30 protein-coding genes are annotated in these 23104 nt (G+C 63.2%); 11 read left to right on the top strand and 19 right to left on the bottom strand.

Annotated features, from left to right (window positions below; all coding sequences use genetic code 11):
- The first annotated feature begins 22 nt into the window (after window positions 1-22).
- Window positions 23-2104 (top strand): ATP-dependent helicase, encoded by a 2082-nt coding sequence (locus NKH28_RS24935; protein WP_352980646.1) that lies wholly within the window; start codon window positions 23-25, stop codon window positions 2102-2104.
- Window positions 2105-2268: 164 nt separating this feature from the next.
- Window positions 2269-2571, top strand: coding sequence for a DUF982 domain-containing protein (locus NKH28_RS24930; protein ID WP_352472610.1), 303 nt, complete (start codon window positions 2269-2271; stop codon window positions 2569-2571).
- Window positions 2572-2583: 12 nt separating this feature from the next.
- Here NKH28_RS24930 and NKH28_RS24925 read toward each other — a convergent pair whose 3' ends face one another.
- The 3 genes from NKH28_RS24925 to NKH28_RS24915 all read right to left on the bottom strand — a co-directional run bounded on the left by NKH28_RS24925 (window position 2584) and on the right by NKH28_RS24915 (window position 4329).
- Window positions 2584-3372 (bottom strand): GGDEF domain-containing protein, encoded by a 789-nt coding sequence (locus NKH28_RS24925; protein ID WP_352472609.1) that lies wholly within the window; start codon window positions 3370-3372, stop codon window positions 2584-2586.
- A 130-nt stretch (window positions 3373-3502) separates the two neighbouring features.
- Complete coding sequence (locus NKH28_RS24920; RefSeq protein ID WP_352617699.1) at window positions 3503-3802, bottom strand: hypothetical protein; 300 nt, start codon at window positions 3800-3802, stop codon at window positions 3503-3505.
- A gap of 14 nt (window positions 3803-3816) precedes the next feature.
- Complete coding sequence (locus NKH28_RS24915; protein WP_352472607.1) at window positions 3817-4329, bottom strand: DinB family protein; 513 nt, start codon at window positions 4327-4329, stop codon at window positions 3817-3819.
- A gap of 73 nt (window positions 4330-4402) precedes the next feature.
- On the opposite strand from NKH28_RS24915, the gene NKH28_RS24910 reads away from it, so the two are divergent.
- The 5 genes from NKH28_RS24910 to NKH28_RS24890 all read left to right on the top strand — a co-directional run bounded on the left by NKH28_RS24910 (window position 4403) and on the right by NKH28_RS24890 (window position 8036).
- Window positions 4403-5113, top strand: coding sequence for a glutathione S-transferase family protein (locus NKH28_RS24910; protein ID WP_352617693.1), 711 nt, complete (start codon window positions 4403-4405; stop codon window positions 5111-5113).
- A gap of 313 nt (window positions 5114-5426) precedes the next feature.
- The gene (gene bluB / locus NKH28_RS24905) at window positions 5427-6062 is read left to right on the top strand and encodes a 5,6-dimethylbenzimidazole synthase (protein WP_352617690.1); all 636 of its coding nucleotides are present in this window, start codon (window positions 5427-5429) and stop codon (window positions 6060-6062) included.
- A 148-nt stretch (window positions 6063-6210) separates the two neighbouring features.
- A complete protein-coding gene (locus NKH28_RS24900; protein ID WP_352980645.1) occupies window positions 6211-6507 on the top strand; it encodes a DUF1905 domain-containing protein in 297 nt (98 codons plus the stop codon).
- Window positions 6508-6746: 239 nt separating this feature from the next.
- Window positions 6747-7169: a nucleoside-diphosphate kinase gene (gene ndk / locus NKH28_RS24895; RefSeq protein WP_023677669.1), complete on the top strand. Its 423-nt coding sequence runs from the start codon at window positions 6747-6749 to the stop codon at window positions 7167-7169.
- A 258-nt stretch (window positions 7170-7427) separates the two neighbouring features.
- Window positions 7428-8036, top strand: coding sequence for a class I SAM-dependent methyltransferase (locus tag NKH28_RS24890; protein ID WP_352617685.1), 609 nt, complete (start codon window positions 7428-7430; stop codon window positions 8034-8036).
- A gap of 75 nt (window positions 8037-8111) precedes the next feature.
- Here NKH28_RS24890 and NKH28_RS24885 read toward each other — a convergent pair whose 3' ends face one another.
- From NKH28_RS24885 to NKH28_RS24855, 7 genes are all read right to left on the bottom strand, one after another.
- Window positions 8112-8381, bottom strand: coding sequence for a hypothetical protein (locus tag NKH28_RS24885; RefSeq protein ID WP_023677671.1), 270 nt, complete (start codon window positions 8379-8381; stop codon window positions 8112-8114).
- A gap of 193 nt (window positions 8382-8574) precedes the next feature.
- Window positions 8575-9342 (bottom strand): YbaY family lipoprotein, encoded by a 768-nt coding sequence (locus NKH28_RS24880; protein ID WP_352472602.1) that lies wholly within the window; start codon window positions 9340-9342, stop codon window positions 8575-8577.
- A gap of 84 nt (window positions 9343-9426) precedes the next feature.
- Complete coding sequence (locus NKH28_RS24875) at window positions 9427-9906, bottom strand: molybdenum cofactor biosynthesis protein MoaE (RefSeq protein ID WP_352472601.1); 480 nt, start codon at window positions 9904-9906, stop codon at window positions 9427-9429.
- Window positions 9907-9909: 3 nt separating this feature from the next.
- Entirely contained in the window at window positions 9910-10167 is a 258-nt protein-coding gene (gene moaD / locus NKH28_RS24870) for a molybdopterin converting factor subunit 1 (RefSeq protein ID WP_023677674.1), read from the bottom strand.
- A gap of 1 nt (window position 10168) precedes the next feature.
- On the bottom strand, window positions 10169-10765 hold the full coding sequence (gene pgsA, locus NKH28_RS24865; protein ID WP_352481786.1) for a CDP-diacylglycerol--glycerol-3-phosphate 3-phosphatidyltransferase: 597 nt from the start codon (window positions 10763-10765) through the stop codon (window positions 10169-10171).
- Between the two features lie 100 nt (window positions 10766-10865).
- Complete coding sequence (gene uvrC / locus NKH28_RS24860; protein ID WP_352685006.1) at window positions 10866-12944, bottom strand: excinuclease ABC subunit UvrC; 2079 nt, start codon at window positions 12942-12944, stop codon at window positions 10866-10868.
- Window positions 12941-13717, bottom strand: a complete 777-nt coding sequence (locus NKH28_RS24855; RefSeq protein WP_352472599.1) for an SDR family oxidoreductase — start codon at window positions 13715-13717, stop codon at window positions 12941-12943. Before NKH28_RS24855 ends, uvrC begins: the two co-directional genes overlap by 4 nt.
- Before the next feature lie 419 nt (window positions 13718-14136).
- Here NKH28_RS24855 and NKH28_RS24850 point away from each other — a divergent pair, with 419 nt between their 5' ends.
- Entirely contained in the window at window positions 14137-14787 is a 651-nt protein-coding gene (locus tag NKH28_RS24850; RefSeq protein WP_292662341.1) for an outer membrane protein, read from the top strand.
- 77 nt (window positions 14788-14864) lie between these two features.
- Here NKH28_RS24850 and NKH28_RS24845 read toward each other — a convergent pair whose 3' ends face one another.
- From NKH28_RS24845 to NKH28_RS24835, 3 genes are all read right to left on the bottom strand, one after another.
- Complete coding sequence (locus NKH28_RS24845) at window positions 14865-15461, bottom strand: glutathione S-transferase family protein (protein ID WP_352472598.1); 597 nt, start codon at window positions 15459-15461, stop codon at window positions 14865-14867.
- 486 nt (window positions 15462-15947) lie between these two features.
- Complete coding sequence (locus NKH28_RS24840; RefSeq protein WP_352617675.1) at window positions 15948-16355, bottom strand: hypothetical protein; 408 nt, start codon at window positions 16353-16355, stop codon at window positions 15948-15950.
- Window positions 16356-16849: 494 nt separating this feature from the next.
- Window positions 16850-17380, bottom strand: coding sequence for a DinB family protein (locus NKH28_RS24835; RefSeq protein WP_352980644.1), 531 nt, complete (start codon window positions 17378-17380; stop codon window positions 16850-16852).
- A gap of 95 nt (window positions 17381-17475) precedes the next feature.
- On the opposite strand from NKH28_RS24835, the gene NKH28_RS24830 reads away from it, so the two are divergent.
- Window positions 17476-18078: a TetR/AcrR family transcriptional regulator gene (locus NKH28_RS24830; RefSeq protein ID WP_352771823.1), complete on the top strand. Its 603-nt coding sequence runs from the start codon at window positions 17476-17478 to the stop codon at window positions 18076-18078.
- 38 nt (window positions 18079-18116) lie between these two features.
- On the opposite strand, the gene NKH28_RS24825 is transcribed toward NKH28_RS24830, so the two are convergent.
- Window positions 18117-18869: a sulfite exporter TauE/SafE family protein gene (locus tag NKH28_RS24825; RefSeq protein WP_352980643.1), complete on the bottom strand. Its 753-nt coding sequence runs from the start codon at window positions 18867-18869 to the stop codon at window positions 18117-18119.
- A 135-nt stretch (window positions 18870-19004) separates the two neighbouring features.
- Between NKH28_RS24825 and NKH28_RS24820 the strand changes: the two genes are divergently transcribed.
- Window positions 19005-19346, top strand: a complete 342-nt coding sequence (locus NKH28_RS24820; protein WP_352980642.1) for a VOC family protein — start codon at window positions 19005-19007, stop codon at window positions 19344-19346.
- Between the two features lie 36 nt (window positions 19347-19382).
- On the opposite strand, the gene NKH28_RS24815 is transcribed toward NKH28_RS24820, so the two are convergent.
- From NKH28_RS24815 to NKH28_RS24800, 4 genes are all read right to left on the bottom strand, one after another.
- Window positions 19383-19835: a hypothetical protein gene (locus NKH28_RS24815; RefSeq protein WP_023677684.1), complete on the bottom strand. Its 453-nt coding sequence runs from the start codon at window positions 19833-19835 to the stop codon at window positions 19383-19385.
- Window positions 19836-19959: 124 nt separating this feature from the next.
- Window positions 19960-20808, bottom strand: a complete 849-nt coding sequence (locus NKH28_RS24810; RefSeq protein ID WP_352541655.1) for a 23S rRNA (adenine(2030)-N(6))-methyltransferase RlmJ — start codon at window positions 20806-20808, stop codon at window positions 19960-19962.
- Window positions 20805-21416, bottom strand: a complete 612-nt coding sequence (locus tag NKH28_RS24805) for a hypothetical protein (protein WP_352980641.1) — start codon at window positions 21414-21416, stop codon at window positions 20805-20807. Before NKH28_RS24805 ends, NKH28_RS24810 begins: the two co-directional genes overlap by 4 nt.
- 4 nt (window positions 21417-21420) lie before the next feature.
- The gene (locus tag NKH28_RS24800) at window positions 21421-22092 is read right to left on the bottom strand and encodes a TetR/AcrR family transcriptional regulator (protein WP_352501858.1); all 672 of its coding nucleotides are present in this window, start codon (window positions 22090-22092) and stop codon (window positions 21421-21423) included.
- 85 nt (window positions 22093-22177) lie between these two features.
- On the opposite strand from NKH28_RS24800, the gene NKH28_RS24795 reads away from it, so the two are divergent.
- Complete coding sequence (locus tag NKH28_RS24795; RefSeq protein ID WP_352980640.1) at window positions 22178-22645, top strand: carboxymuconolactone decarboxylase family protein; 468 nt, start codon at window positions 22178-22180, stop codon at window positions 22643-22645.
- 37 nt (window positions 22646-22682) lie between these two features.
- Here NKH28_RS24795 and NKH28_RS24790 read toward each other — a convergent pair.
- Window positions 22683-23104 (bottom strand): phosphotransferase (locus tag NKH28_RS24790; protein ID WP_352980639.1); only part of this gene is annotated, 422 nt, incomplete at its 5' end.

Below are 23104 nucleotides of genomic sequence, written 5' to 3'. Positions count from 1 at the left end.
CAGAAACGATGCTTGATGGGCGATGAACCTCGCCGCCCGTGATTCGTCCTTCCAGCCGGCCTATCTGGCGAAGCTCAACGCCGAGCAGCGGCTTGCCGTCGAACATGGCGACGGCAAGATCGCCGGACCGTTGCTGGTCATTGCCGGCGCCGGCTCCGGCAAGACCAACACGCTGGCGCACCGGGTCGCGCATCTGATCGTCAGGGGTGCCGACCCGCGCCGCATCCTTTTGATGACATTTTCGCGCCGTGCCGCAGCGGAAATGGCCAAGCGGGTCGAGCGCATCGCCGGCGAGGTGCTGGGGCGCGATGCCTCGGTGATTACCGATGCGCTGAGCTGGGCCGGCACGTTCCACGGCATCGGCGCCAGGCTGCTGCGCGATTATGCGCTGGAGATCGGTCTCGATCCGGCCTTCACCATCCACGATCGCGAGGATTCCGCCGACCTGATGAACCTCGCCCGCCACGAGCTTGGGTTTTCAAAGACCGAAGCCCGCTTCCCGACCAAGGGCACCTGCCTGGCGATCTATTCGCGCGCCGTCAACGCACAGGCGCCGCTCGGCGAGGTGCTGGGTTCGGTGTTCCCGTGGTGCGCCGGCTGGGCCGAACAGCTGAAGCAATTGTTCGCCCGATATGTCGAGGCCAAGCAGGCGCAGAATGTGCTCGATTACGACGACCTGCTGCTCTACTGGGCGCAGATGGCCGGCGAGCCGGAAATCGCCGCGCATCTGGGTGCGCGTTTCGACCATGTGCTGGTCGATGAATACCAGGACACCAACCGGCTGCAGGCATCGATCCTGACGGCGCTCAAGCCCGACGGATCGGGGCTGACGGTGGTCGGCGACGACGCGCAGTCGATCTATTCGTTCCGCGCCGCGGAAGTGCGCAATATCCTCGATTTTCCCAAGCAGTTCGCGCAGCCGGCGGAGGTCGTCATGCTGGAGCGCAACTACCGCTCGACCGAGACGATACTGACCGCCGCCAATGCGGTGATCGGCGAAGCGTCGGAGCGTTTCACCAAAAATCTCTGGACCGAGCGCAAATCGGCGGAAAAGCCGAAGCTGGTCAGCGTGCGCGACGAGACCGAGCAGGCGAGCTATGTCTGCCAGGCGATACTCACCGAACGCGAGGCCGGCACCGTTCTCAAAGCACAGGCGGTGCTGTTTCGCGCCTCGCACCATAGCGGCCCGCTGGAGATCGAGCTGACGCGCCGCAACATCCCCTTCGTCAAGTTCGGCGGGCTGAAATTCCTCGATGCCGCCCACGTCAAGGATATGCTGGCCGTGCTGCGCTTTGCCGAAAACCCGCGCGACCGCGTCGCCGGCTTTCGCGTGCTGCAACTTCTGCCGGGCATCGGCCCTTCGGCCGCCAATGCGATCGTCGAGACCATGGCAAATTCGCTTGACGAGACGATGGGGCTTGCCCGCTATCGGCCGCCGCAGCGTGCCGCCGACGACTGGCCGGGCTTTGTCGCGCTCTATAGCGGCCTGCGCGCCGGCGCGCAAAAATGGCCGGCCGACATCGAACAGGTCAGGCTCTGGTACGAGCCGCATCTGGAACGCATCCACGAGGATGCAACGACGCGCCGGGCCGATCTCCTGCAGCTCGAGCAGATCGCTTCCGGCTATGCGTCGCGCGAGCGCTTCCTTACCGAGCTGACACTCGATCCGCCGGACGCGACCAGCGACGAGGCCGGCCCGCCACACCGCGACGAGGATTATCTGATCCTTTCGACGATCCATTCGGCCAAGGGCCAGGAGTGGAAGAACGTCTTCGTGCTCAACACCGTCGACGGCTGCATCCCGATCGATCTCGGCGTCGGCAGCAAGGAGGATGTCGACGAGGAGCGGCGGCTGCTCTACGTGGCGATGACGCGGGCCAAGGACACCCTGCACCTGGTCATGCCGCATCGCTTTTTCGTCCATGGCCAGGCGGCGCGCGGCGACCGCCATGTCTATGCCTCGCGCACGCGCTTCATCCCGCGCTCGATCCTCGGCGCCTTCGAGCAGGTGGCATGGGCCAGCGTCCAGGCCAGAGACGATCCGCGCCGCCAGCCGCAGGTACGTGTCGACCTCGGCGCCCGCATGCGCGGCATGTGGAAATAGGCACCCGCCTCGACGTCGGCGCTGCTCGCCCGGCGACCGCTCCCGGAGCCGGCGAAAAAACAATCCCGGCAACATGGAACCTCGCGCCGTGATCCGCGTTTCTGCCCGACCCCCAGACCGGAGAACGGCGTCCGCCGTGACCTCCGCCCATTCGAGAGGCCAGAATGCACGACAGGACGTTTTCCACCCCGGTCGCCCTAACCGTTGGCGCCGGCTACAAGCGTACGATCGCTTCGTTCTCCGAGATGCACGAATTCCTGACCGAGTTCCCGCCTTCGCGCCGCCGGCTGAGCTATGGCGCCGCGGTGAAGGCCTGCGAGGCGGCACGTGCCGGCGATATCTCGCCCGAAGCGGCACGCGACGCCCTGATCACCTTTGCCGTAACGGCAGGCATCCTCTGGCCGGCCGCCCAGCCGGCGGTCTCGGTCAAGCCGGTCGCCCGGGGCCTCGGCGGCTACGCCGCCTGACAGAAACGACCATCAATGGACCGTCATCGGGCCGCCGCCCGGCGGGTCGCCCGCTGCCGCGGTTTCGAAACTGACCTGATCGCGGCCGTTCGATTTGGCCTTGTAAAGGTGCTTGTCCGCCACCACGAACATCTCGGCGTAGGTGGTCGGCCCGCTGAAGGCGACGCCGCCGATGCTGACCGAGAGAGGACAGGGCCGGCCGCCAGGCGAGAACTCCGCCTCACGGACGCGCCGGCGAATTGTCTCCGCCACCAGCCAGGACTGCGAAGGATCTGCGCCGGGAAGGAAAACCGCAAATTCCTCGCCGCCGATCCGGCCGACGATGTCGGCGCCGCGCAGCTGGCCCTGGATTGTCCTGGCGATCAGCTTGAGCGCCTGGTCTCCGCAGTCGTGGCCGAGGCGGTCGTTGACGGATTTGAAATGGTCGGCATCGACGATCAGCAAGGCTCCGGCATTTACGACGGAATGGCTGCGGGCCTGTTCGAGATAGGCCTCGACGAGCATGGAAAATGCACCCCGGTTGAATACCGCCGTCAGGCTGTCGGTCGCCGCGACGACGGCCAGTACCTTCTGCGCGATCGCCAGCTGGCGCATTTTCCACATGAGGAAGAAGAAGAACGAGCTGGCCAGGACAAGCGGCAGCAGCAGGTCTGTGAGCTGCGCCCGCCACAGCGCTTCCGGCGACAAATACGGGAAATTGAAGGAATCGACGAGGAATGCGGCTGCAATGCAGACTGCCGTGCCCGCGACGGTAACCGCCACGACCCTGCCCCAGCTCGTCGGGGACAAATCGATCTGCATGCTTTTGCTCCTGCTTCAGCCGGCTACCTTGAAGCAACAGCGCAAACGAAGTCCTAAGACTTTGCTTCAATTCGATCGCAGTCGAAGCGAAACCAGCCGTCGAGATGGCGGCCAGATAAGGAGATCGGTCCTAAATCAGCTGCCGTCTGATGCTCATCCGGGTGACCGCGGTCACAAGAATGGCGCCGATCATGAAATAGATGGTCGCGACAATGTCGCCCTGGTGGAAATAATAACCGGAGTTGAGAAGCGCCAGGACCACGGCGAAGAACGCCACGAGGCGCAAGGGTTCATTGGGCATGCGTGCCAATTCTCGCTGTTGCTGCTGAATGCTGCTGAAGCGGCCGCCCTCACGACCGTCCGCTCCATAAAATGTTTCGGCGCGTTTTGCAATCTCGGCAGATTGTCCTCTATCCACCGTCCGCGTCACCAGCCGCCCCAGATTCAGGCGAAAGCCCTGCCCTCCTCGCTGCGCTGGAACATCGTCAGGTCCAGTCCGAGGCTTGGCTTGCCCAGAATGGTCAGGATCGCATGCGCCTGGCCGCGGTGGTGGGTCTGGTGGTTGAAGAAGTGGTCGAGCGCCGGCGCCAGCCGCTGAGAGACGGTGCGCATATCCGAGACGGTCATGTAGGAGAAGCGGCCCGACAGCGCCTTGTCGCTCAGGCCGTCGACCCAGTCGATGATCCGTTTGTCCTCGGCCTCGCGCGCCAGCCGCAAGCCTGGCAAGGCGCGGTGCAGGACCGTGTCGAGCCTTGCCGGCGCGTCGCCCTCGCCGGTGAAGCGTTTCATCCAGATACGGTCGGCTGCCAGGAGGTGGTTGAGCGTTCCCATCATCGAACCGAAGAAGACGCCGACATTGCGGTCGAACTCTTCCTCGTCGAGATCGGCGGCGGCATCGTAGATGCGGCCGTTGGCCCATTGATTGTAGGCCGCAAACATCCTGAAATGCTGTTTCATTTTCTCCCGACCTGCGAGACCCCCTGCGCGGGTCCGTTTCGGGCATAGTTAGACTGCAAGGACGCTGCCGCCAATGACCATTCTGCTCTATGACCTTGTCGGACGCGATGCCGCCCGCCCATTCAGCCCACATTGCTGGAAGGCGGCGATGGCGCTGGCCCACAAAGGGCTCGACATCACCAGCGTGCCGACCCGTTTCGTCGAAGTGCCGAAGGTGGAAGGCGGCGTCTCGAAGCTCGTTCCGGTGATCCGCGACGGCGAGACGGTGGTCGCCGATTCCTTCGCCATCGCGCTCTATCTCGAGGAGACCTATCCCGAGCGGCCGACGTTGTTTTCCGGCGACGGCGGCAAGGCGACGGCGCGCTTCATCGAACGCTGGTCGCAGCTGACCATCCATCCCTACGTCACCACCGCTGCGATACTGGACCTGCACGCTATGCAGGACGAGGCGAACGCCGCCTATTTCCGGCAGAACCGCGAGCAGCGCTTCGGCAAGCCCCTGGAGGCGGTTTACGCCACCCGCGACGCCGGGCTCGCCGGCTTCCGCGCCTCGCTGGAGCCGCTGCGCTCGATGCTTGGCTATCAGCCCTTCATCGGCGGCCGGTCGCCGCTATTTGCCGACTACATCGTTTTCGGCGCGCTGCAATGGGCGCGCATCGCCACGCCCTACCGGCTGCTCGACGACAGCGACGTCGTGGCGCAATGGTTCGAACGATGCCTCGATCTGCATGGCGGCCTCGGCCGCAACGTCGCGGCGGCAGCGATCGCCCCGCTCGAGAGTTGAAATCGGCAGTTTTTATCGGAGGCGCCACATTTTGTTCTTGCTTTGTGCCGGCAGCTATGCTACTAATCTCGATATGGTGATGATTCGCACCGACGCCCGCCCGGCCTGCCGAGGCGGGTTTTGTTTTGCCGATCGAGGTCCAACGGCGTTGCCGGCAGGGATGTCGTCCGGCCTTAGCTGCAAGTTGCCAGCCGGCGAAATGCGACAATGCGGGTAGACGAAGTGTCGCTCGAAGCGCCTCATCAGTGCCTGGATCGAAGCAAACAAGACGAACATCCGGCGAACCGGGCAATCACAACAAAGGCAGCGCGCCATGACGGCAAACCCAGAGTTCCCGGCCGATTTTCGCGCTGCGCTCGCCAACCTTTTCCTGTGGCGGCGCGACGTCAGGCGGTTCAAGCCGACGCCGCTCCCCGATGGAGCGCTGGAGCGGCTGCTCGAGCTTGCCAGCGCCGCGCCGTCCGTCGGGCTGAGCCAGCCCTGGCGCTTCGTCGTCGCCGAGAGCGAAGCATGCCGCGCCGCCGTCAGGGCCTGCTTCGAGCGCTGCAACGCGGAGGCACTCCAAACCTTTTGCGGTGAACGCGCCGCCCTGTATTCGCGCCTGAAGCTTGCCGGCCTGAATGAGGCGCCCTGCCAGCTTGCGGTTTTCGCCGACCGCGCAACCGAGCAAGGACATGGGCTCGGCCGCCAGACCATGCCGGCCACCATAGACTATTCGGCTGTCATGGCGGTCCACACGATGTGGCTGGCGGCGCGGGCCGAAGGAATAGGCATGGGCTGGGTCTCGATCCTCGATCCGGCGGAGATGGCGACGATCCTGGATGTGCCGCCGGAGTGGACGCTGATCGGTTACTTCTGCATCGGCTATCCCTCGGAGGAACACAGCGTGCCGGAACTGGAACGGGAAGGCTGGGAAACCCGGCGGCCGTCTATCGTGACAAGGCGGTAGTGGAATGGCGGCGCTGCGCGGGGAAGAATGACTCCTCCCTGCAGGGCTGTGGATGTCATGGATGGTTTCGCCGATCGTCAGCATTGCCAGCAAGACACACCATGGCAAAGCCAGTCGTGACGGGCTTGACCTGAGGGAAGGGCATAGAATGTTTCGCTACGACATGCAGGCCGAGATCTGGGTCTATCCGGGCAAGGGCGGCTGGCATTTCGTGACGCTGCCGCCGGAGCTTGGAGCCCGGATCAAGACGGCGATAGTGGGGATGGCAAGGCCCTGGGGCTCGCTTGGCGTGGAAGCCGTCATCGGCCAGACCAGATGGCGGACATCGCTGTTTCCCGACCAGAAATCCGGCAGCCTGCTCTTGCCGATCAAGACCGCGGTGCGGGTCCGCGAAGGCCTCGGGGCTGGCGACACGGCCAACCTGACGATCGAGATGCAGTTATGACGACGTTGTGTCAGGCTGACGACGACGCGCTATAGCCCAGTCGGTCGGATCCAAAGTGAGTACGGTTTCTGGAAAATCCGATGCTCAACAAAAAGATGAGCGGCGGCATGGTTCGACTTGAAAGTCCGCCGCCCCAGCGCAGAAATGCGCGCTGCGCCGGCCTCCCCTTGGCAAGCCGGCGGGCGGCTTGTATAGAGCCCGCCACCCTCAATTCCACTCTCCATGACAAGGACGATCCCATGGCGCTCGAACGCACTTTTTCCATGATCAAGCCGGACGCGACCCGTCGCAATCTCACCGGCGCTATCACCAAGATACTGGAAGATGCCGGCCTGCGCGTCGTCGCTTCGCGCCGGGTGTGGATGAGCCGCCGCGAGGCGGAAGGTTTCTATGCCGTCCACAAGGAGCGTCCGTTCTTCGGCGAGCTGGTCGAATCCATGTCGTCGGGCCCGACAGTCGTGCAGGTACTGGAAGGCGAGAACGCCATTGCCAAGAACCGCGAAGTGATGGGCGCCACCAATCCGGCAAGCGCCGCCGAAGGCACCATCCGCAAGCTGCACGCGCTGTCGATCGGTGAGAATTCCGTGCATGGTTCCGATGCGCCGGAAACCGCCGCGCAGGAGATCAAATACTGGTTCTCGGACACCGAGATCGTCGGCTGAGCCGGCATCCCGAACCCCATCAAGAAGGCCGGCACAACGCCGGCCTTTTTTGCTAAAGCGCGTCGCGTTCGACCGGCCTCCTGCGACGCGTGTCAGGTTTCTTGTCTTGATGCATATCGGTATCGCAAAACCGCTGCACAGTTTTGCGCGACATGCAGTAGCCGACATTTTCAGCTTCAGGCTCCTCGACGGGTCACGGGTGCGTTAAGCTCGGAGCGGCGGATCAAACGCGGTCCCGACAATGGAGCCGACCAGGCCATGACCAGCACCATTCCCGGTTTCTTCCAAGGCACCGAAATGCCAACCGGCGGCTGGTGGGAAGCGCTGTGGCCCGAGCCCGCCAGCGTCCTGGCGGCGGTCGGCATGAAGCCCGGCACGGACGTGGTCGATCTCTGCTGCGGCGACGGCTGGTTCACGCTGCCAATCGCCAGGGTCGCCCGTCATGTAATCGCTATCGACATTGATGCCGATCTGCTCGAAGTCGCCAGGCGGCGGCTGGCCGAAGGAGGCGCGAGCAATTGCGAGTTTTTGGCGGGCGACGCCTATGAACTTGCCAGGCTGGTGCCTCAAACCGTCGACTTCGTCTTTATCGCCAACGCTTTCCACGGCGTTCCGGATCGGCCGCGGCTTGCCCGCGCCGTGCGCGCGACGCTTGGCCCTGCCGGTCGTTTTGCCATCGTCAACTGGCACCAGTATCCGCGCGAGCAGACCACGGTCCTGGGCGAGCCGCGCGGGCCAAAGACCGAGCTGAGGCTGTCACCCGAACAGACCACCGCGTCGGTGGAAGCGAGCGGGTTCAAGCTCGCCGAGCTGGTTGATGTGCCGCCCTATCACTATGGCGCGGTATTCAAACTCGCGACGAATTGAGAAATATCGCATGAGATGCGGCATCGTCGCCCGATACATGTCGCCCGCCGCCCCCTAGCGGCGGGTTCTGCCAGTCTATTTCGCCTCGCGTTCCTTCACGTTCGCATGTTCGTTCGCCGCTTCCGTGTCGGTGGACGGGGTCTTGGTCTCTTCACCTGAAAACGGGCTGCCCTGCCCCGGTGCGAGATCGCCGCTATGGCCGGCCTTGTTGGTCTGGAACGGTTGGCTGTCCGCTTTGAGACCGTGGTCAAGAGCATTGACGAGATGGTCGTCCGCCTTGGCAAGGCCGGTAAAGGCAAGGAGCGATGCACCGGTGGCGGCAAGGATAAGCGTGTGCGTTTTCATGTCTGGACTCCTTTGAGTTAAGGCCAGAACGAGCCGCAGCCATTCTGGCGGCTTCAACGAAGGGACAAACGTCCCTTTTGCCTTACCCGCCATTCATGAAGAACTAACGCGCCCCCTGCCCGGCCTATTCCCGCTGAAACACAACGTGATCGGCATGCGGCTGCCGCGCGGGCCAATCGGCGCGGACTAAGCGCTAGCTCGCGGCGTTGAAGCGCAGGATGTCGCGGCCGTCTCTGTCGGCGATGACAAGCTTGCCGGCGTCGACGTGGTAGGATGCTGCTTTGGCCAGCGCCTCGAACAGCGCCTTTTCCTCGGCCATGACCTGAGGCGCGCAGGCCTTGAAGGTCGAGCCGATGTCGCTGACGGCGATCGTCGAGCCGTCTACCTTGGCAGTGGCGAAATAGACGTTGCAAGGGCCGCTGCCGCCGGCCTTGCCGGCTTCGCTGATGCGGAATGTCGCCCGCGGCTCGGCAATCACGCCGACACCGTCGATATATTCGACCAGCCAGCTTTGGCCGAACACCGAGGCTGCCGCCGGCGCATCGCTCGGCGCCGCCATTTTCAGCATGATGGTCTGTGGCGCGTCGCTGAGCGGGTCGACCTGATGGCGCGCATCTGTGACGAACAGCAGCCGGTCGTCGACAGTGATGCGCGCCTGCAGCGCGTAGGTCATATCAGGCCGGATCACCTGCGGGTCGAAGCTGATCTCGAACTTGATCGGCACCTGGCCGGCCGGCACCACCTTGCGCTCACCGATGATTGCGGCCGGCGCGTCGGCCAGCGACACGTCGGCAAGCTGCACGGAAAGCACGGCATTGGGCGGCAGCGCGATGCGCTCGCGATACATCACCTCGCCCTTGAGGGTCTTTTCGGCAGCCGCGGAATGATCCGGGACGGCTAGGATGCCGACGGCCAGCGGCACCAGTCCGAAGATGAAGAACTCGGCGATCCTGTCCAGCATGATCCTGCTCCCCTTCCGGCGAAGGGTCTCGCAGGATTGCGGTCAATGAATGGCTGGCCGGGTATGGATGGCTGTCGCAGGGATTTATTTCGACGGCGGCTGCTTCCAGCGGCCCGCCGCCTTGTCGTCGGCATCCTTGGCGTCGACCCAGCCGCCCTCGGAACCGTCGCTATGGTGTTCCTTTTTCCAGAACGGCGCCCGTGATTTCAAATAGTCCATCAGGAAATTCGCGGCCTCGAACGCCGCCTGCCGGTGGGCGGAAGCCGCCACTACCAGCACGATGTTTTCGCCGGGCGCGATCTTGCCGTGGCGATGGATCGCGGTGAGCCCCTGCAGCGGCCAGCGCTCGATTGCCTCGCCGGCGATGCGGGATATCTCGGCTTCCGCCATGCCGGGATAATGTTCGAGCTCGAGCGCCGAGAGCCTGCCTTGCTCGTCGCGGCAAAGGCCGGAGAAGGTCACCACAGCGCCGATATCGTTGCGACCCCTGGTCAGCCTGGCGATCTCGGCGGCGACGTCGAAATCCTCCGCCTGGATGCGCACGACCGGCACCACCGCGGACATGGTTCAGCCACCGGTCATCGGCGGGAACAGCGCGATCTCGCGCGCGCCGGCGATCTTCTCGCGGTGCTCGACATGTTCCTGGTTGATGGCGACGCGGATCACGTCAGGATATTGCAGCGCGTTCTCGTACTCCTCGCCGCGCGATTTCAGCCAGCGCAACAGGTCGGCGACCGTTTCGATGCCGGCCGGCAGTTCGACCTCTTCCTCCGGTCTGCCGATCCGCTCGCGCACCCAGGCGAAATAGATGAGCTTCGTCGACATTTTATTCATCCATGATGTGCTTGAGGCCGGCGCGGAAATAGTCGTAGCCGGTGTAGAGCGTCACCAGGGCTGCGATCCACAGCAGCACCAGCCCGGTCTGGGTGGTCAGCGGGAAGATCTTGTCGCCGGCGGGACCTGCAAGCAGGAAGGCGATGGCGATCATCTGGATGGTGGTCTTCCATTTGGCGAGCTGCGTCACCGGAACCGAGACCTTCAAGGCCGCCAGATATTCGCGCAGGCCCGAGACCAGGATCTCGCGGCACAGGATGATGATCGCGGCCCATAGCGACCAGCCGGCGATGCCGGCATGGCGGTCGGTGTCGGCGGCAAGCAGCAGCAGGCAAGTGGCGACGAGCAGCTTGTCGGCGATCGGGTCGAGCATCTTGCCGATGTTGGAGGTCTGCTGCCAGGCGCGCGCCAGATAGCCGTCGAAGTAATCGGTGATCGAGGCGAGCAGGAAAATGATGAGCGCCGACCAGCGCGCGAAGTCGCTCGATTTCAGATGCCCTTCCAGGAAGAAGCACAGCACCACCAGCGGCACCGCCAGGATGCGGGCATAGGTGAGCATGTTGGGCAGGTTGAATGCGCGCTGAGCCATGTTTTGGGAACTCTTTCTGCCTGCTTAGTCAAATCAGAAGCGAATGTGGGGGGTCAACAGGCCAGAATCGATTAGCCAGCCGAAATGTCGGCAATACGTCTTAGCTCTCGTGAAAATGATTGTAGACCAATTTCGCCACCTGCTCGGAAATGCCGTCGACCTTGACCAGGTCCTCGACGGCGGCACGGCTGACCGCCTTGGCCGTGCCGAAATGCATCAGCAGCGCGCGCTTGCGACCGGGTCCGATGCCGCTGATCTCGTCGAGCGGGCTCTTGACCATCTCCTTCTTGCGGCGGGCGCGGTGCGAACCGATGGCGAAGCGATGGACCTCGTCGCGCAGCCGCTGGACGAAATAGAGCACCGGATCGCGAACGGGCAGCGAGAATGGGGCCTTGCCCTTGACGAAGAAGCGTTCGCGGCCGGCATCGCGGTCCTGACCCTTGGCGATGCCGATGGCCACGACGCGGTCCTCGATGCCGAGATCGGCGAGGATCTCGCGCACCGCCGTCATCTGGCCCTGGCCGCCGTCGATGAGGATGACGTCGGGCCAGGCGGGGAAGCCGCCCGCGTCCTCGATATCGTCGCCCGGTTCGGTAGGGCTCGCCTCGCCCGCGCCCTCGGTTTGCGGGGCGTCGCCATGTTCCTTCAACAGCCGCGAAAAGCGCCGCTGCATCACCTCGCGCATCATGCCGAAATCGTCGCCCGGCGTGATCTCGGTCGAGCGGATGTTGAACTTTCGATACTGGTTCTTCACAAAACCTTCCGGCCCGGCGACGACCATGGCGCCGACGGCGTTGGTGCCCATGATGTGCGAGTTGTCATAGACCTCGATGCGCACCGGCGGTTTTTCCAGGCCGAAGGTCTCAGCAAAGCCAGTGAGCAGCCGCGCCTGGGTCGAGGTTTCGGCGAGCCGCCGGCCGAGCGCCTCGCGCGCGTTCTGCAGCGCGTTGTCGGTCAGGTCCTTCTTCTCGCCGCGCTGCGGCACGGAGATTGACACCTTGCGGCCGGCGCGGGTGGAGAGGGCCTCCGCCAGCAATTCCTGGTCCTCGACGCCATGCGACAACAGGATGGTGCGTGGCGTCGGCTTGTCGTCGTAGAACTGCGCCAGGAACGATCCCAGCACCTCGCCGGCTTCGAGCGCCGGATCGGCCTTGGGAAAATAGGCGCGGTTGCCCCAGTTCTGGCCGGTGCGGAAGAAGAACACCTGGATGCAGACCTGGCCGCCCTCCTGATGGATGGCGAAGACATCGGCCTCGTCGACGGTCTGCGGATTGATGCCTTGATGGCTCTGCACATGCGACAGCGCCGCCAGCCGATCGCGATAGATGGCGGCGCGTTCGAAATCGAGGTTCTCCGAAGCCTGCTGCATGGCGGCGGAGATCTCCGTCTTCACCTTCTGGCTGCGGCCGGAGAGAAAATCCCTCGCCTCGGCGACAAGCCTTGCATAGTCGCCGTGCGAGATTTCGCCGGTGCACGGGCCGGCGCAGCGCTTGATCTGGAACAAAAGGCAAGGCCGGGTGCGGTTCTCGTAGAAGGAGTCGGTGCAGCTCCTGAGCAGGAAGGCGCGCTGCAGCGAGTTGATGGTACGGCCAACTGCGCCGGCCGAGGCGAAGGGGCCGAAATAGTCGCCCTTGCGCGAGCGCGCGCCGCGGTGCTTGTAAATACCGGGCGAGACATGGTCGCCGGTCAACAGGATATAGGGGAACGACTTGTCGTCGCGCATCAGCACGTTGAAGCGTGGCCGCAAGCGCTTGATGAGGTTGGCTTCAAGCAGCAGCGCTTCGATCTCGGTGCGGGTGACGACGAACTCCATCGTCGATGTCTCGCGCACCATGCGGCCGATACGGCTGGTGTGGAACCGGCCTTGCGCGTAGCTGGTGACCCGCTTCTTCAGGCTGCGTGCCTTGCCGACATAGAGCACGTCGCCGGCGGCATTCATCATGCGGTAGACGCCGGGCGCATTGGGCAGCCGCTTTACCAGCGTCTGGATCACCTCGGCGCCGACCATGCCGTCGGCGTCGCCGGCATGCGGGGTCCAGTCGATGGCGGTGAAGGTAACGTCCGGACCGCTGGCTGCAGGCTCGACGACCTCCTCGGCCGCCTCGTCCTCGAGGTCGATTTCGGGCGGCAGGTCGTCGGCGCCACCGCGCGTTTTTTGTTTCTGGTCCATGGGGCTCATTCCGTCATGCCTGTCACATCGGGCGTCTGCCATGCAAGATGCTGGCCGCCGTCAAGCGCGATCATCTGGCCGGTGACCGAGCGTGCCGCCCAGAGATAACGGATAGTGGCACCGAATTCCGGCAATTCCGGGCCGCGTTTCAGGATCAGCCCGGCAATCTGAGCATCGAAATCGCTGTCGTGCTGGCGCGTGTTCTTCAAGGTCGGGCCAGGACCAATGGCGTTGACACGGATGCGGGGACCCAGCGCCTGCGCCATCATCTCGGTCGCCGCCCACAACGTCGACTTCGACAGCGCATAGGAGAAATAACGCGGCGTCGGCCGCCAGACGCGCTGATCGATCATGTTGACGATCAGCCCCTCACTGTTCTGCGGCAAGGCCCGGGCGAAAGTCTGTGCCAACAGCGCCGGCGCCTTGACGTGCATGGCGAAATGGCGATCCCAGGCCGGCCAGTCGAAATCCTCAACGCTGTCGTGCTCGAACAGCGAGGCGTTGTTGACCAGCAGCGACACCGGCCCGAGCGCCGCCGCCGCGCGACCGACCAGGTTGCTGACGGCGTCCATCTCGGTCAGGTCGGCAGCAATCACTGCGGCCCGGCCATGTCGACCAAAATGACCACTGTTGATTTCGGCCGCCAGTGCCTCCGCCTCGGCCAGCGAGCGATTGCAGTGAATGGCGACGGCAAAACCATGCGCGGCAAGATCTTCGACGATCGCCCTGCCGATCCGTTTCGCACCGCCCGTCACCAGTGCCGTCGCGGCGACCTTGCTCATCTGTCAATCCTTAATCCGATGCCGATTCCGGCCTGCCGGGATCGCGCCGGCAAATTATGGCCCGCCAAGCGTTAAATCCCATTTCCACCTGGGGCAGGATTGTGGCAAAGTGCCCGGTGGGCGTTTTGGCTCGACCGGAATTCGGGCCAGCCCGCCCGCAATATAGGGCTCTGGAGCCCTTACACCAAGCCGTGTGCAGTGCAGCACGGCGAACCTGCTGACATTCGCTGTTGCGAAGATGCAACGTCAAGGTTCTGCCTCATTCGTGCCAGGGAATGACCCAAGTTCAGGTTCGCTTCAGCCGCATTTCGACACGACATTTGGAACCGTTGAACGCCGGATCCGTTTCATCCCCCGGACGGGTTGAGGGCGCTCATAAACAACAAGCCTGTGTCCTGTGGCTTAAGGAGTAAAGAACAATGCAAGCCAATCTTAAATTTGCGCGACCGCTCGCGGTGGCGTTTGGGCTGTTCGCCCTCGGCGGAACCGCCTATGCCGCGGACGTGGTTCAGGAAGAGCCGCCGGCACCTGCCCCGATCGCAGAACTTCCGGTCGCATCCTGGGCCGGTCCCTATGCCGGTGTGAGCGTCGGCTACGGCTTCGCTGGCCACGCCAAAGCCAAAGACATTGGCGTCGACGTCGACACCAAGGGTTTTGTCGGCGGCGTCTTCGGCGGCTATAACTGGCAGCAGGAGAACTTCGTCTACGGTGCCGAAGCCGATATCGGCTACAACGGCGTCAAGGGCGACGATGCCGGCATCGAGGCCAAGGGTGGCTTCGAGGGCTCGCTGCGTGCCCGCCTCGGCTACGCTGTCACCCCGGACATCCTGCTCTACGGCACCGCCGGTGGCGCGCTGAAGAACCAGAAGATTGAAGCTGCCGGCGTAAGCGACACCAACACGCAGTTTGGCTGGACAGCCGGCGTCGGTACCGACATCAAGATCACCGACAATGTGTTCGGCCGTGTCGAGTATCGTTACACGGACTTCGGCAGGAAGGACTTCGACGGTATCGGCAAGGTCAAGTCGACCGACAATCGCGTCACTTTCGGCGTCGGTATGAAGTTCTAAGTCGTCCAAGCCACGACACGAAAAAGCCGGGCCTCGCGCCCGGCTTTTTTTGTGGCACCGGTTGGGGCCGCCCGCCCTCAAGCCGGGATGGCGGGCTTCAGCTCCGGGAATTTCTCGTCGAAGCGTGCCGCCCAGCGCGTCAGCCGGCCGCGGCCCTTTTCCCATTTTCCAGCGAAGCGCAGCGAGAGATAGCCGAGGCAGGCGCGCAATGCGATCTGGCCGAGGGTGATTTTCTTCGGCAGCTTCGGCGGGTTTGCGTTGAGCAGATCGAGCGCGTCCGAAATCTTCGTCCACTGGCGCTCGAGCCAAGGCTGGTAGACCATCTCTTCCGGCCGTGTGCGCCGCTCGTAGACCATCGACAGCGCGCAGTCGCAGATGCCGTCGGCCAATGCCTCCAGCACCTCCGCCTCGAGGCGCTTGTCGGGATTGCGCGGAAACAATGCGTTCTTCGACATCCGGTTGAGATGCTGGGTGATGGCGCGACTGTCATGGACCGAGCGGCCGTCGTCGAGCACCAGCACCGGGATCTTGCCGAGCGGATTGGCGCCGATCAGCGCGGCCGGTCTTTCCTCGGTCTTTATCGGCACGAGATCGACCGCGATGCCGGCATGAAGTGCTGCCATGCGCACCTTGGAACTGTAGGGAGAAGTAGACGCGTAGAGCAGTCTGGGCATTGTCGATTCCTGTTTGCCGGCTACAGCTCCATATGCCCCATTGGACGCGCAAAGGATGCGGTAGCATTGTGACTTCGTGCATGACCCTCACCGAAAATCGATTCCGACAGGGGCTCGTGCATGGGCACCGTTGACCGATCATGCAGGGTTCATCAACGGCCAGAGGCGGAAAACCGCGCCGCCAGCGTACAACCATTGTCTCGCGTTCGGATGCGATGAATCGGAGGTGCGTCGGCAGACGCGAGCACGTCGGACAATCCAGATCCGAGCAACTACCAACTAGGCCTTGCACCGAAGGTTTGGTTTTGGCAGCCACAAAAATCCCACCGGACTTCGCCGCACGGCGAAGTCCTGGGAGCTGCGAAAAGATGTCTTCCTCCCGCCTCTTTCTCGTCCTGCCCGACCGTCAGCCAGCAAGCGAGGCGCCTATTAGGCATCCCGCCATGGCTGTCTTGAGTACTGTCCCCGGCGATCGGAGAACGGCGACTACTTCTTGGCCTTCGCCTTTGCGGGCGCTGCCTTCGGCTTGGCCGCGGGCGCTGCTTTCTTCACTGCTGCAGAAGATTTCGCAGCGGCGGCCTTTGCCGGTGCTGCCTTCTTCGCAGCGGGCTTCGCCACGGCCTTTGCAGCCGGCTTCTTGGCCGGTGCAGCCTTGGCCTTGGCCGGTGCTGCTTTCGCCTTGGCAGGTGCTGCTTTCTTCACGGCCGGTTTTGCCGCGGCCTTGGCGGCCGGCTTTTTGGCCGGCGCTGCTTTTGCCTTAGGCGCGGCGGCTTTCGCTTTGGCCGCGGGTGCTGCTTTCTTCACAGCAGTTGCGGCCTTTGCCGCGGCTGCTTTTGCCGGTGCTTTCTTTGCCGGTGCCTTGGATGCCGGCGCTTTGGATGACTGCTTAGCCATATCATGCCCCTTCCGTTGTGCCGACGGCCGTTATTGACCCGGCGCGCATTGCATATCTGACTCGCGGCTTGCTAGCCAGCGAAGCATTAGAATGATTTTTGCAGCTTAAGTTTCGGTTACGGCGAGCGCGCGACCATTTTACCCGCGCAAAAACCGGCTGCGAATCTTTGTGTCCCGCAGCGAAGTCCTGCGACAGAAATTCTGGTCGCTCTATCTCGACCGGTCTTCTCGTCAAGCTCAGGACCTTTTCGACCAGCTTTGCGCTTCAACGTCCGACGCTCAGCGCGAACATTGTCAAGAGCGAAGGCGGTCGCCCGCCTCGTCTTGTTCGAAACGATAAACTACAGGTAAGTAGGAAGCAACGCGACGAGCACGCCGCTGCACTATCTTGCACGACGCGATGAAAGTAAGCAGACAGCTCGCATTTCTGAAGGACAGGATATCGTTCGATAGATCCGGTCGAGCCGACCGCGTGATCGAATGCGCTCGGCCGTTCAGGCGCCGAGCGGCTCACGGCTCATCTGCAGCCGGCGCGAAGGCTCGGCCCTGTGGAGATGGACGGCGAAGGTATCCCATGGCGGCATGACCGAAATCTGCGCCAGGATGCGCCCCGCTTCACCGCGATGATAGCCGCCGTGCAGTACGACGTGGGTCAGCATTTCCTGTCGCGACATCAATGCCTTATCCCCGTCGGTGAACACGAATGCGACGGGCTCGGACAGCTGCCGCGACGAAACGGTTTCGAGATAATCGAGATACCAGCGATCGGTCGCTGCGACCGCGGCGCGAAGTTCGTCGAACGCCGGCGTGTCCTCGGTGGTGTCGGCGGAGTAGCCATGGCTTGCGTCAACAAGGTGCGCCGAGAATATCCGCGACACCAGATGGCTGTGATCGACGAGCCGTATCACGGCCTGCCGTTCCTTGCCGTGAACATGCGGGTCGAGATTCGCCAGCTTTTCCAGCAGTTCCTCATTGGCCCAGACCTGATAGGCAAACAGGCTGCGAAGCAGAGCGAGCGTATTCATGGTCGGTGTCCTTTTCCGGAAATGCGAGTATGTTGTTTATATTTTCAGGAGAATGGGCGAACGTGTCTACTCGCATTGCAAAACCGCATCCGCGCATGCGCAAACAGCCGCGCCAGGCGCGTTCCAGGGCAACCGTCGAGGCGATCATCGAGGCGGCGGCTCATGTTCTGAGCGGGCTGGGGTGGGCCGGCTTCACCACCAACAAGGTTGCCGAGACAGCAGGTGTAAGCATCGGCACGCTCTACCAGTATTTTCCCGACAAGCTTTCCCTGCTCGCCGCCGTCCGGCGCCGTCACTTCGATCATGTGCTGTCAGTCATTCGCGATTCGGCGGAAGACCAAAAGCCGCTCAGGAAATTCGCGCAGGAGCTGGTGCGCGGCATGATCGCCGCGCACAGCATTCACCCGACACTACATCAGGTGCTGCTCGACAAGGCGCCGGGCGATCGCGGCTCCAGGGCCGCCCATGCTTCGTTCCAGGCACAATACCTCAATCACTATGCGACTGCTGTCGCCACTTATCGCAAGCCAAGGAAAGGCGCCGACACGGAGGCCGTGGCGCGCGTGCTGTCGTCAGCGATCGAAGGTGTGATCCACAACGCGGCACGCCGGAACATGCTCGCCGCGCCGGAGCTGCAAAAGCAACTCGTCGAACTGATCTGCGCCTACCTATCGGGAGCGGGCCGTATCGGTCGATAGCGCATGGCACGGCGGAAGTCGGGATTTCTGTGTGTCGTTCAAACCCGGATTATGAGGTGCGGCAAGGACGATGCCAACAATGCCGCACCTGATGCGGCCAAGAGTGTGAGGACGATCTTTCGAAAAGTCGTCTCGCTAACGCCGATGTAGAGTCTCGCGCCAAGGAGTGTCGGTATCAACATCGCCGGCGCGACGACGGCAAACATCGGCAGCATTTCGAGCTTGATCTTTCCGGCCGCAAGATAGGCAGCCATCGTCATGGAGAGGGTCACAAGGTTGAAATTCTGGATAACAATACGCTGCCTGTCCTTTTCCCATTGGCGCAGCACGCACCACAGCGTTGGAACCGGGCCGGTGAAGCCGCCAAGTCCACCCATGATGCCGCCGACCAGACCTATTGCGCCGTCTGCAACAGGACCTCCGACCGTGATGGGAGGGAGGCGACGCGCAAAGAGCATCAAGGGACACCAAACGACCAGCAGCGCGCCGAAGACCAGCTTGAACAACTGCACATCCAGCAAGGGCAGGATGGCGACACCGACCGGAATCCCTAAGGTCCCGCCGATCAGGAAGGGCAGCAGAAGCCTGAGATCAAAACCCCGGCGGACGGTGACGGCAGCGATGATCTGACCGGTGAGCGCCCCAAAGACCGCCATGGCAGCAGCAAGCTGGGGCTCCACGGTCCAAACCCAAATCGACATGGCAACCAGGCTGAAAGCGAACCCGGAAAGCCCCTGGACGAAGCCTGCAACGACCGCGCCGTGAGCAACAGTATAAACAAGCGAATCCATGTGGTGCTGTTTCCCCCGCAAAATGATCGATGTGGTCGGTTGGCGTTGACATGCATGGAAGTCTCCGATTTTCGCAACCTCGTCCGACCTTGGACCCTCAACACCAGAGAGGTATGAATGTCCTCCTTGCCGAGCTTGGCATTTGTCACATGGTTTTCGGCTGATCCCAGATCAGCCGCGGCTTTCTACGCGAATTTTGGAATTGTCTTCAGGCAAGAGCAGCATGGCTCCGGTCCGATACATTTCGCGTTCCAAGGTGAAGGGCTTGCGATCGAACTCTACCCGGCAGAAGCAACGACGCCGGAAGGAGCGGGAACGATGATCGGCTTCGAAGTCGCCAACGCAGATGAAGCTGCTTCTGCCGCCAAGGCCAACGGCCTTGGAATCATTGCGGACGTCAAGGCGACGGCTATGGGCCGACGTGTGATCGTCCGTGATCCTGATGGCCGTCAGGTGTTCCTTTTCTCGACCACCTAAGTGACGCAACAATCCGTCGGGATCGGAAAGCGCTGGTCAGCGCAGGACGCGGCAGCGGCCGTTGTAGACCATCCAGCGGTCGAAGCCCGAGACGCAGAATTCGACATTGTCGCCGATCGAGGCAAAGCCCTGGCCTTCTTCGATCAGGTACCAGATGGTGCGAGCGCCGCCGTCGGAGAGGCTGACGGTGGCGCCGCAATAACGGCGGCCGATCGGCCAGGTGTCGTCGGCCGGCAGATAGCGATGCTGGTGGATGCGCTGGAAGTCGACGATCTGCACATCCGGCAGATGCGGCACGTGATGCACCTGATAGGAGAAGCGGTCGGTGATCTTGTTCAGCACCCAGGCCTCGCCGCAGACGCCGCTATCCTCGTCGGTATAGATTGCAAGGTCGGCCGCCTGGACTGCCTGGGTGACGCCAAGAGGCGCGGCCAGCGGCGTGCAAAAGGCGAGCAGTGCGGCAAGGGCGGATTGGGCGAAGCGAGTCATGGCAGCCTCTCAAGGTCGACTGCGCGCACTGTGCGGATTCGCTGACGCGCGGTCAAGCGGTTGTAGCGACCGTGGTTGTGGTGACGATGGTTGCGCTGACGGAACGGCAGGGCCACGCCTCAAACTACTCTCCCGCCAGCCAATCCAGCGTCCAGTGCGACGGCTGCTCAAGTGCAAGCAGCCGGTGCAGCGCCGGCAGCAGCGTCCGTAACTCACCCTCCAGCGTGAAGGGCGGATTGACCACCACCATGCCGCAGCCGTCGAGGCTCGGCTCGACGGCGTCCGGCCTGATCTCAAAACCGATGTCGAGCAGCTTCGAAATGCCCGTCTGCTTCAGCGCCTTGCGGAAGGCGGCGACCGCCCTGCGGTCCTTGAGCGGATACCACAGCGCGTAAATCCCTCCTGGCCAGCGCCGATGGGCTCTTTGCAGCCCGTCGACCAAGCGACCGAATTCGCCCTCTTCCTCGAAAGGCGGATCGATGAGCACGAGGCCGCGCTTTTCCTTTGGCGGCAGATGCGCGCCGAGCGCCAGCCAGCCGTCGAGCTCGATCACCCGGGTCTGGAAGTCACCGTCGAACAGCGACTTCAGCCTGGCGGCATCCTTAGGATGCAGCTCGACCGCCGACAGCCGGTCCTGCTTGCGCATCAGGTGCCGGGCGATCAGCGGCGAACCCGGGTATTTTTTCACGCCGCCGTCCGGATTGAGCGAGCGGACGGCTTCAAGATACGGCGCCAGCAGTGCTGCCGCCGGCGCATCGAGGGCCGCATCGACGAGCCGGCCGATGCCGCCTTGCCATTCGCCGGTCTTTTGCGCTTCGGTCGAGGACAGATCGTAACGGCCGATCCCGGCATGGGTGTCGATGACCCGAAACGCCTTGTCCTTCTGTTTCAGATATTCAATCAGCCGGCTGAGCACGACATGCTTGACGACGTCGGCGAAGTTCCCGGCATGGTAGGCATGGCGATAGTTCAATTGGAGCCCCTGCCCCAGCGCGGCGGTGGCGGCTGCGAGTTCGGATTTTCCGGCCGACGGCCGCCGAAACGGAATGCCAGCACCAGCCCGACCAGGCCGGCCGCCATCAGGGAAAAACCGACCGGGTGGGCCCGGCGGTCGACCTCGCCGGCACCCGAGCGCAGGACGAGATCGACGGCCCGCATCGGAATGCCTTCGGCGTCGCCCGGACCGACGGTGAAGATGTAGGAACCAGGGGTAATGGTCGGGATCAGGCCGGCCTCGTCGCGAAAGATCCTGTCCGGCAGTTGCGGGCTGACCTGGCGCGGATTGTCGGAGTGGTTGAACTGCAGCGTCGAGGCGAGCACCGTCCTGCCGCTGGCGGCGGCAGTCAGGGTCAGCACAGTGCGCTGTTGCGAGACGATGCGCTCGGCTCTCGCCGTAAGGTCGACCAGCACGCGTAGCGGCCCGTCGCGTGCGCTCAGGGGCACGGTCACCGGCTTGAACCGGCCCTGGTCGTAAACCCGCCAGGTGCCGATCTCACGGCCGGAGAAATTGGTCATCGCCCAGGGATAGACGACGCCGATGCCGGTACCGATGAGCAGTATCAGGGCGAACAGGGAGCGCATGAGGTCAAGTCCCGGTATTCGGCGCGATGGTGCCGTCGCGGGCGCGCTCCATTTCGTCCAGGAGCATGTCAAGGCCGAGATCAAACGTCCGGTCGAATTCGGCGGTGCCGAAATAACGCCCGGCCGCAGCTACTTTTGGAAAATCCTGCGCCAGTTGCTCGTCGCTGACGATGGTCACGGCCGAAGGCCCCTTTGCATAGCCGGCAGTCTCGTCGAGGATGGCACCCATCAGATAATAGCCGGTGGTGCGGAACAGCCGCGCACCCAGTTGCGGTCCGAAGCCGCCGGCCTCGAACAGGCCAAGGATGCCGTTCAGCCAAGTGAGACAGGTCGGCGAATTCATCCGGTAGGTTACAAGGAACGTGGCAAAGGCCGGGTGCTCACGCGCGACGCGGCGGAAATCCTGCACGGCAATGCGTAACCTTTGTCGCCAAGGGAGGTCCGCGTCGGGCATTTCGAGGGAGCCGATCAGCCGATCCACCAAGGCTTCGAAGAGATGCGCCACCGAAGGAAAGTGGTGATAGATGCTCATGGCTTCGCAGCCGAGTTCTGCCGCCAGCTTGCGCATCGAAAACCCGGCGAGGCCCTCGCTCTCGATCACCTTCAAAGCGGCATCCTCGATCATCTCGCGAGACAGCCGGCCGCGCGGTCGCTTTTTTTTGATCGATGTGTCCATGGTGCCGCTTGACAACTTACGCTGTAAGGTTCATTTTCGACGTTACCTTACACCGTAAGGCCAACAAACGCCAGAGGAGAATGTCATGTCTGCCTATCGTACTCTTTCATCAACGCATTCTTCCATCCGCCGCGCCTGCCTGCTCGCCGCCACCTGTGTGCTGACCCTGGCTGCAGCTCCTTCTTATGCCGATGAGTATGACGCGACCGTCAAGGACATCCAGTCGACCATGGGCGGCGTACCGAGTTTCGTAATGCAGTTCCCGAAAGTCGGTCTGCCTGGTGCATGGGCCGAGGTCAAGGCCATCCAGCTCAGCGACAAGACGGCGCTGCCGCCGAAGGTCAAGTCGCTGATCTCGCTGGCAGTAGCGGCGCAAATCCCGTGCAACTACTGTATCTGGTCGGACACGCAGAACGCCAAGCGCGCCGGCGCCACCGACGAGGAGATCCAGGAGGCGGTCGCCGTTTCAGCGCTGACCCGCCATTGGAGCACCATCTTCAACGGCATGCAGGTCGATTTCGATACGTTCAGGAAGGAGATGGGCGGGCAGTAATGCTTTCGTTATTAGAGCGGGACGCGTTCAGACTGAATTAGCCTTCCCGCTTCGACTGTTTTGTGTGATCCGCCAGCACCTCATCGATGACCCGCCACGATTTTTCCGCCTCGCGCTGGTTGCCGTCATGTCCCGAAGCGACGATCAGCGCCTTCCACAACGCCCAGCCCCGTGCGCGCGCCCAGCTGTGCTCGTCAAGGGCAATGGCGTCGCGGAACGCCTGACGGCTCTCGCCGTAAAATTCCGTCCACGCGATCACCAGATCACAGGCAGGATCGCCGATAGCCGAACTACCGAAATCGACGACCGCGTAGAGCTTGCCATCTTCGACGAGCAGATTGCCCGAGGCGACGTCGCCATGGACCCAGACCGGCGGGCCATGGCCACGCGCGGCCAGGGCCCGGGCCCCCACCGCCGCGGGGGGCGGCGTTTGGTTGCCGGCGCCCCGCCCCGCGGGCG

The sequence above is a fragment of the Mesorhizobium sp. M1227 genome, assembly GCF_040318315.1.
Taxonomy (GTDB): domain Bacteria; phylum Pseudomonadota; class Alphaproteobacteria; order Rhizobiales; family Rhizobiaceae; genus Mesorhizobium.
This window is presented reverse-complemented; position numbering and strand designations above follow the sequence as displayed.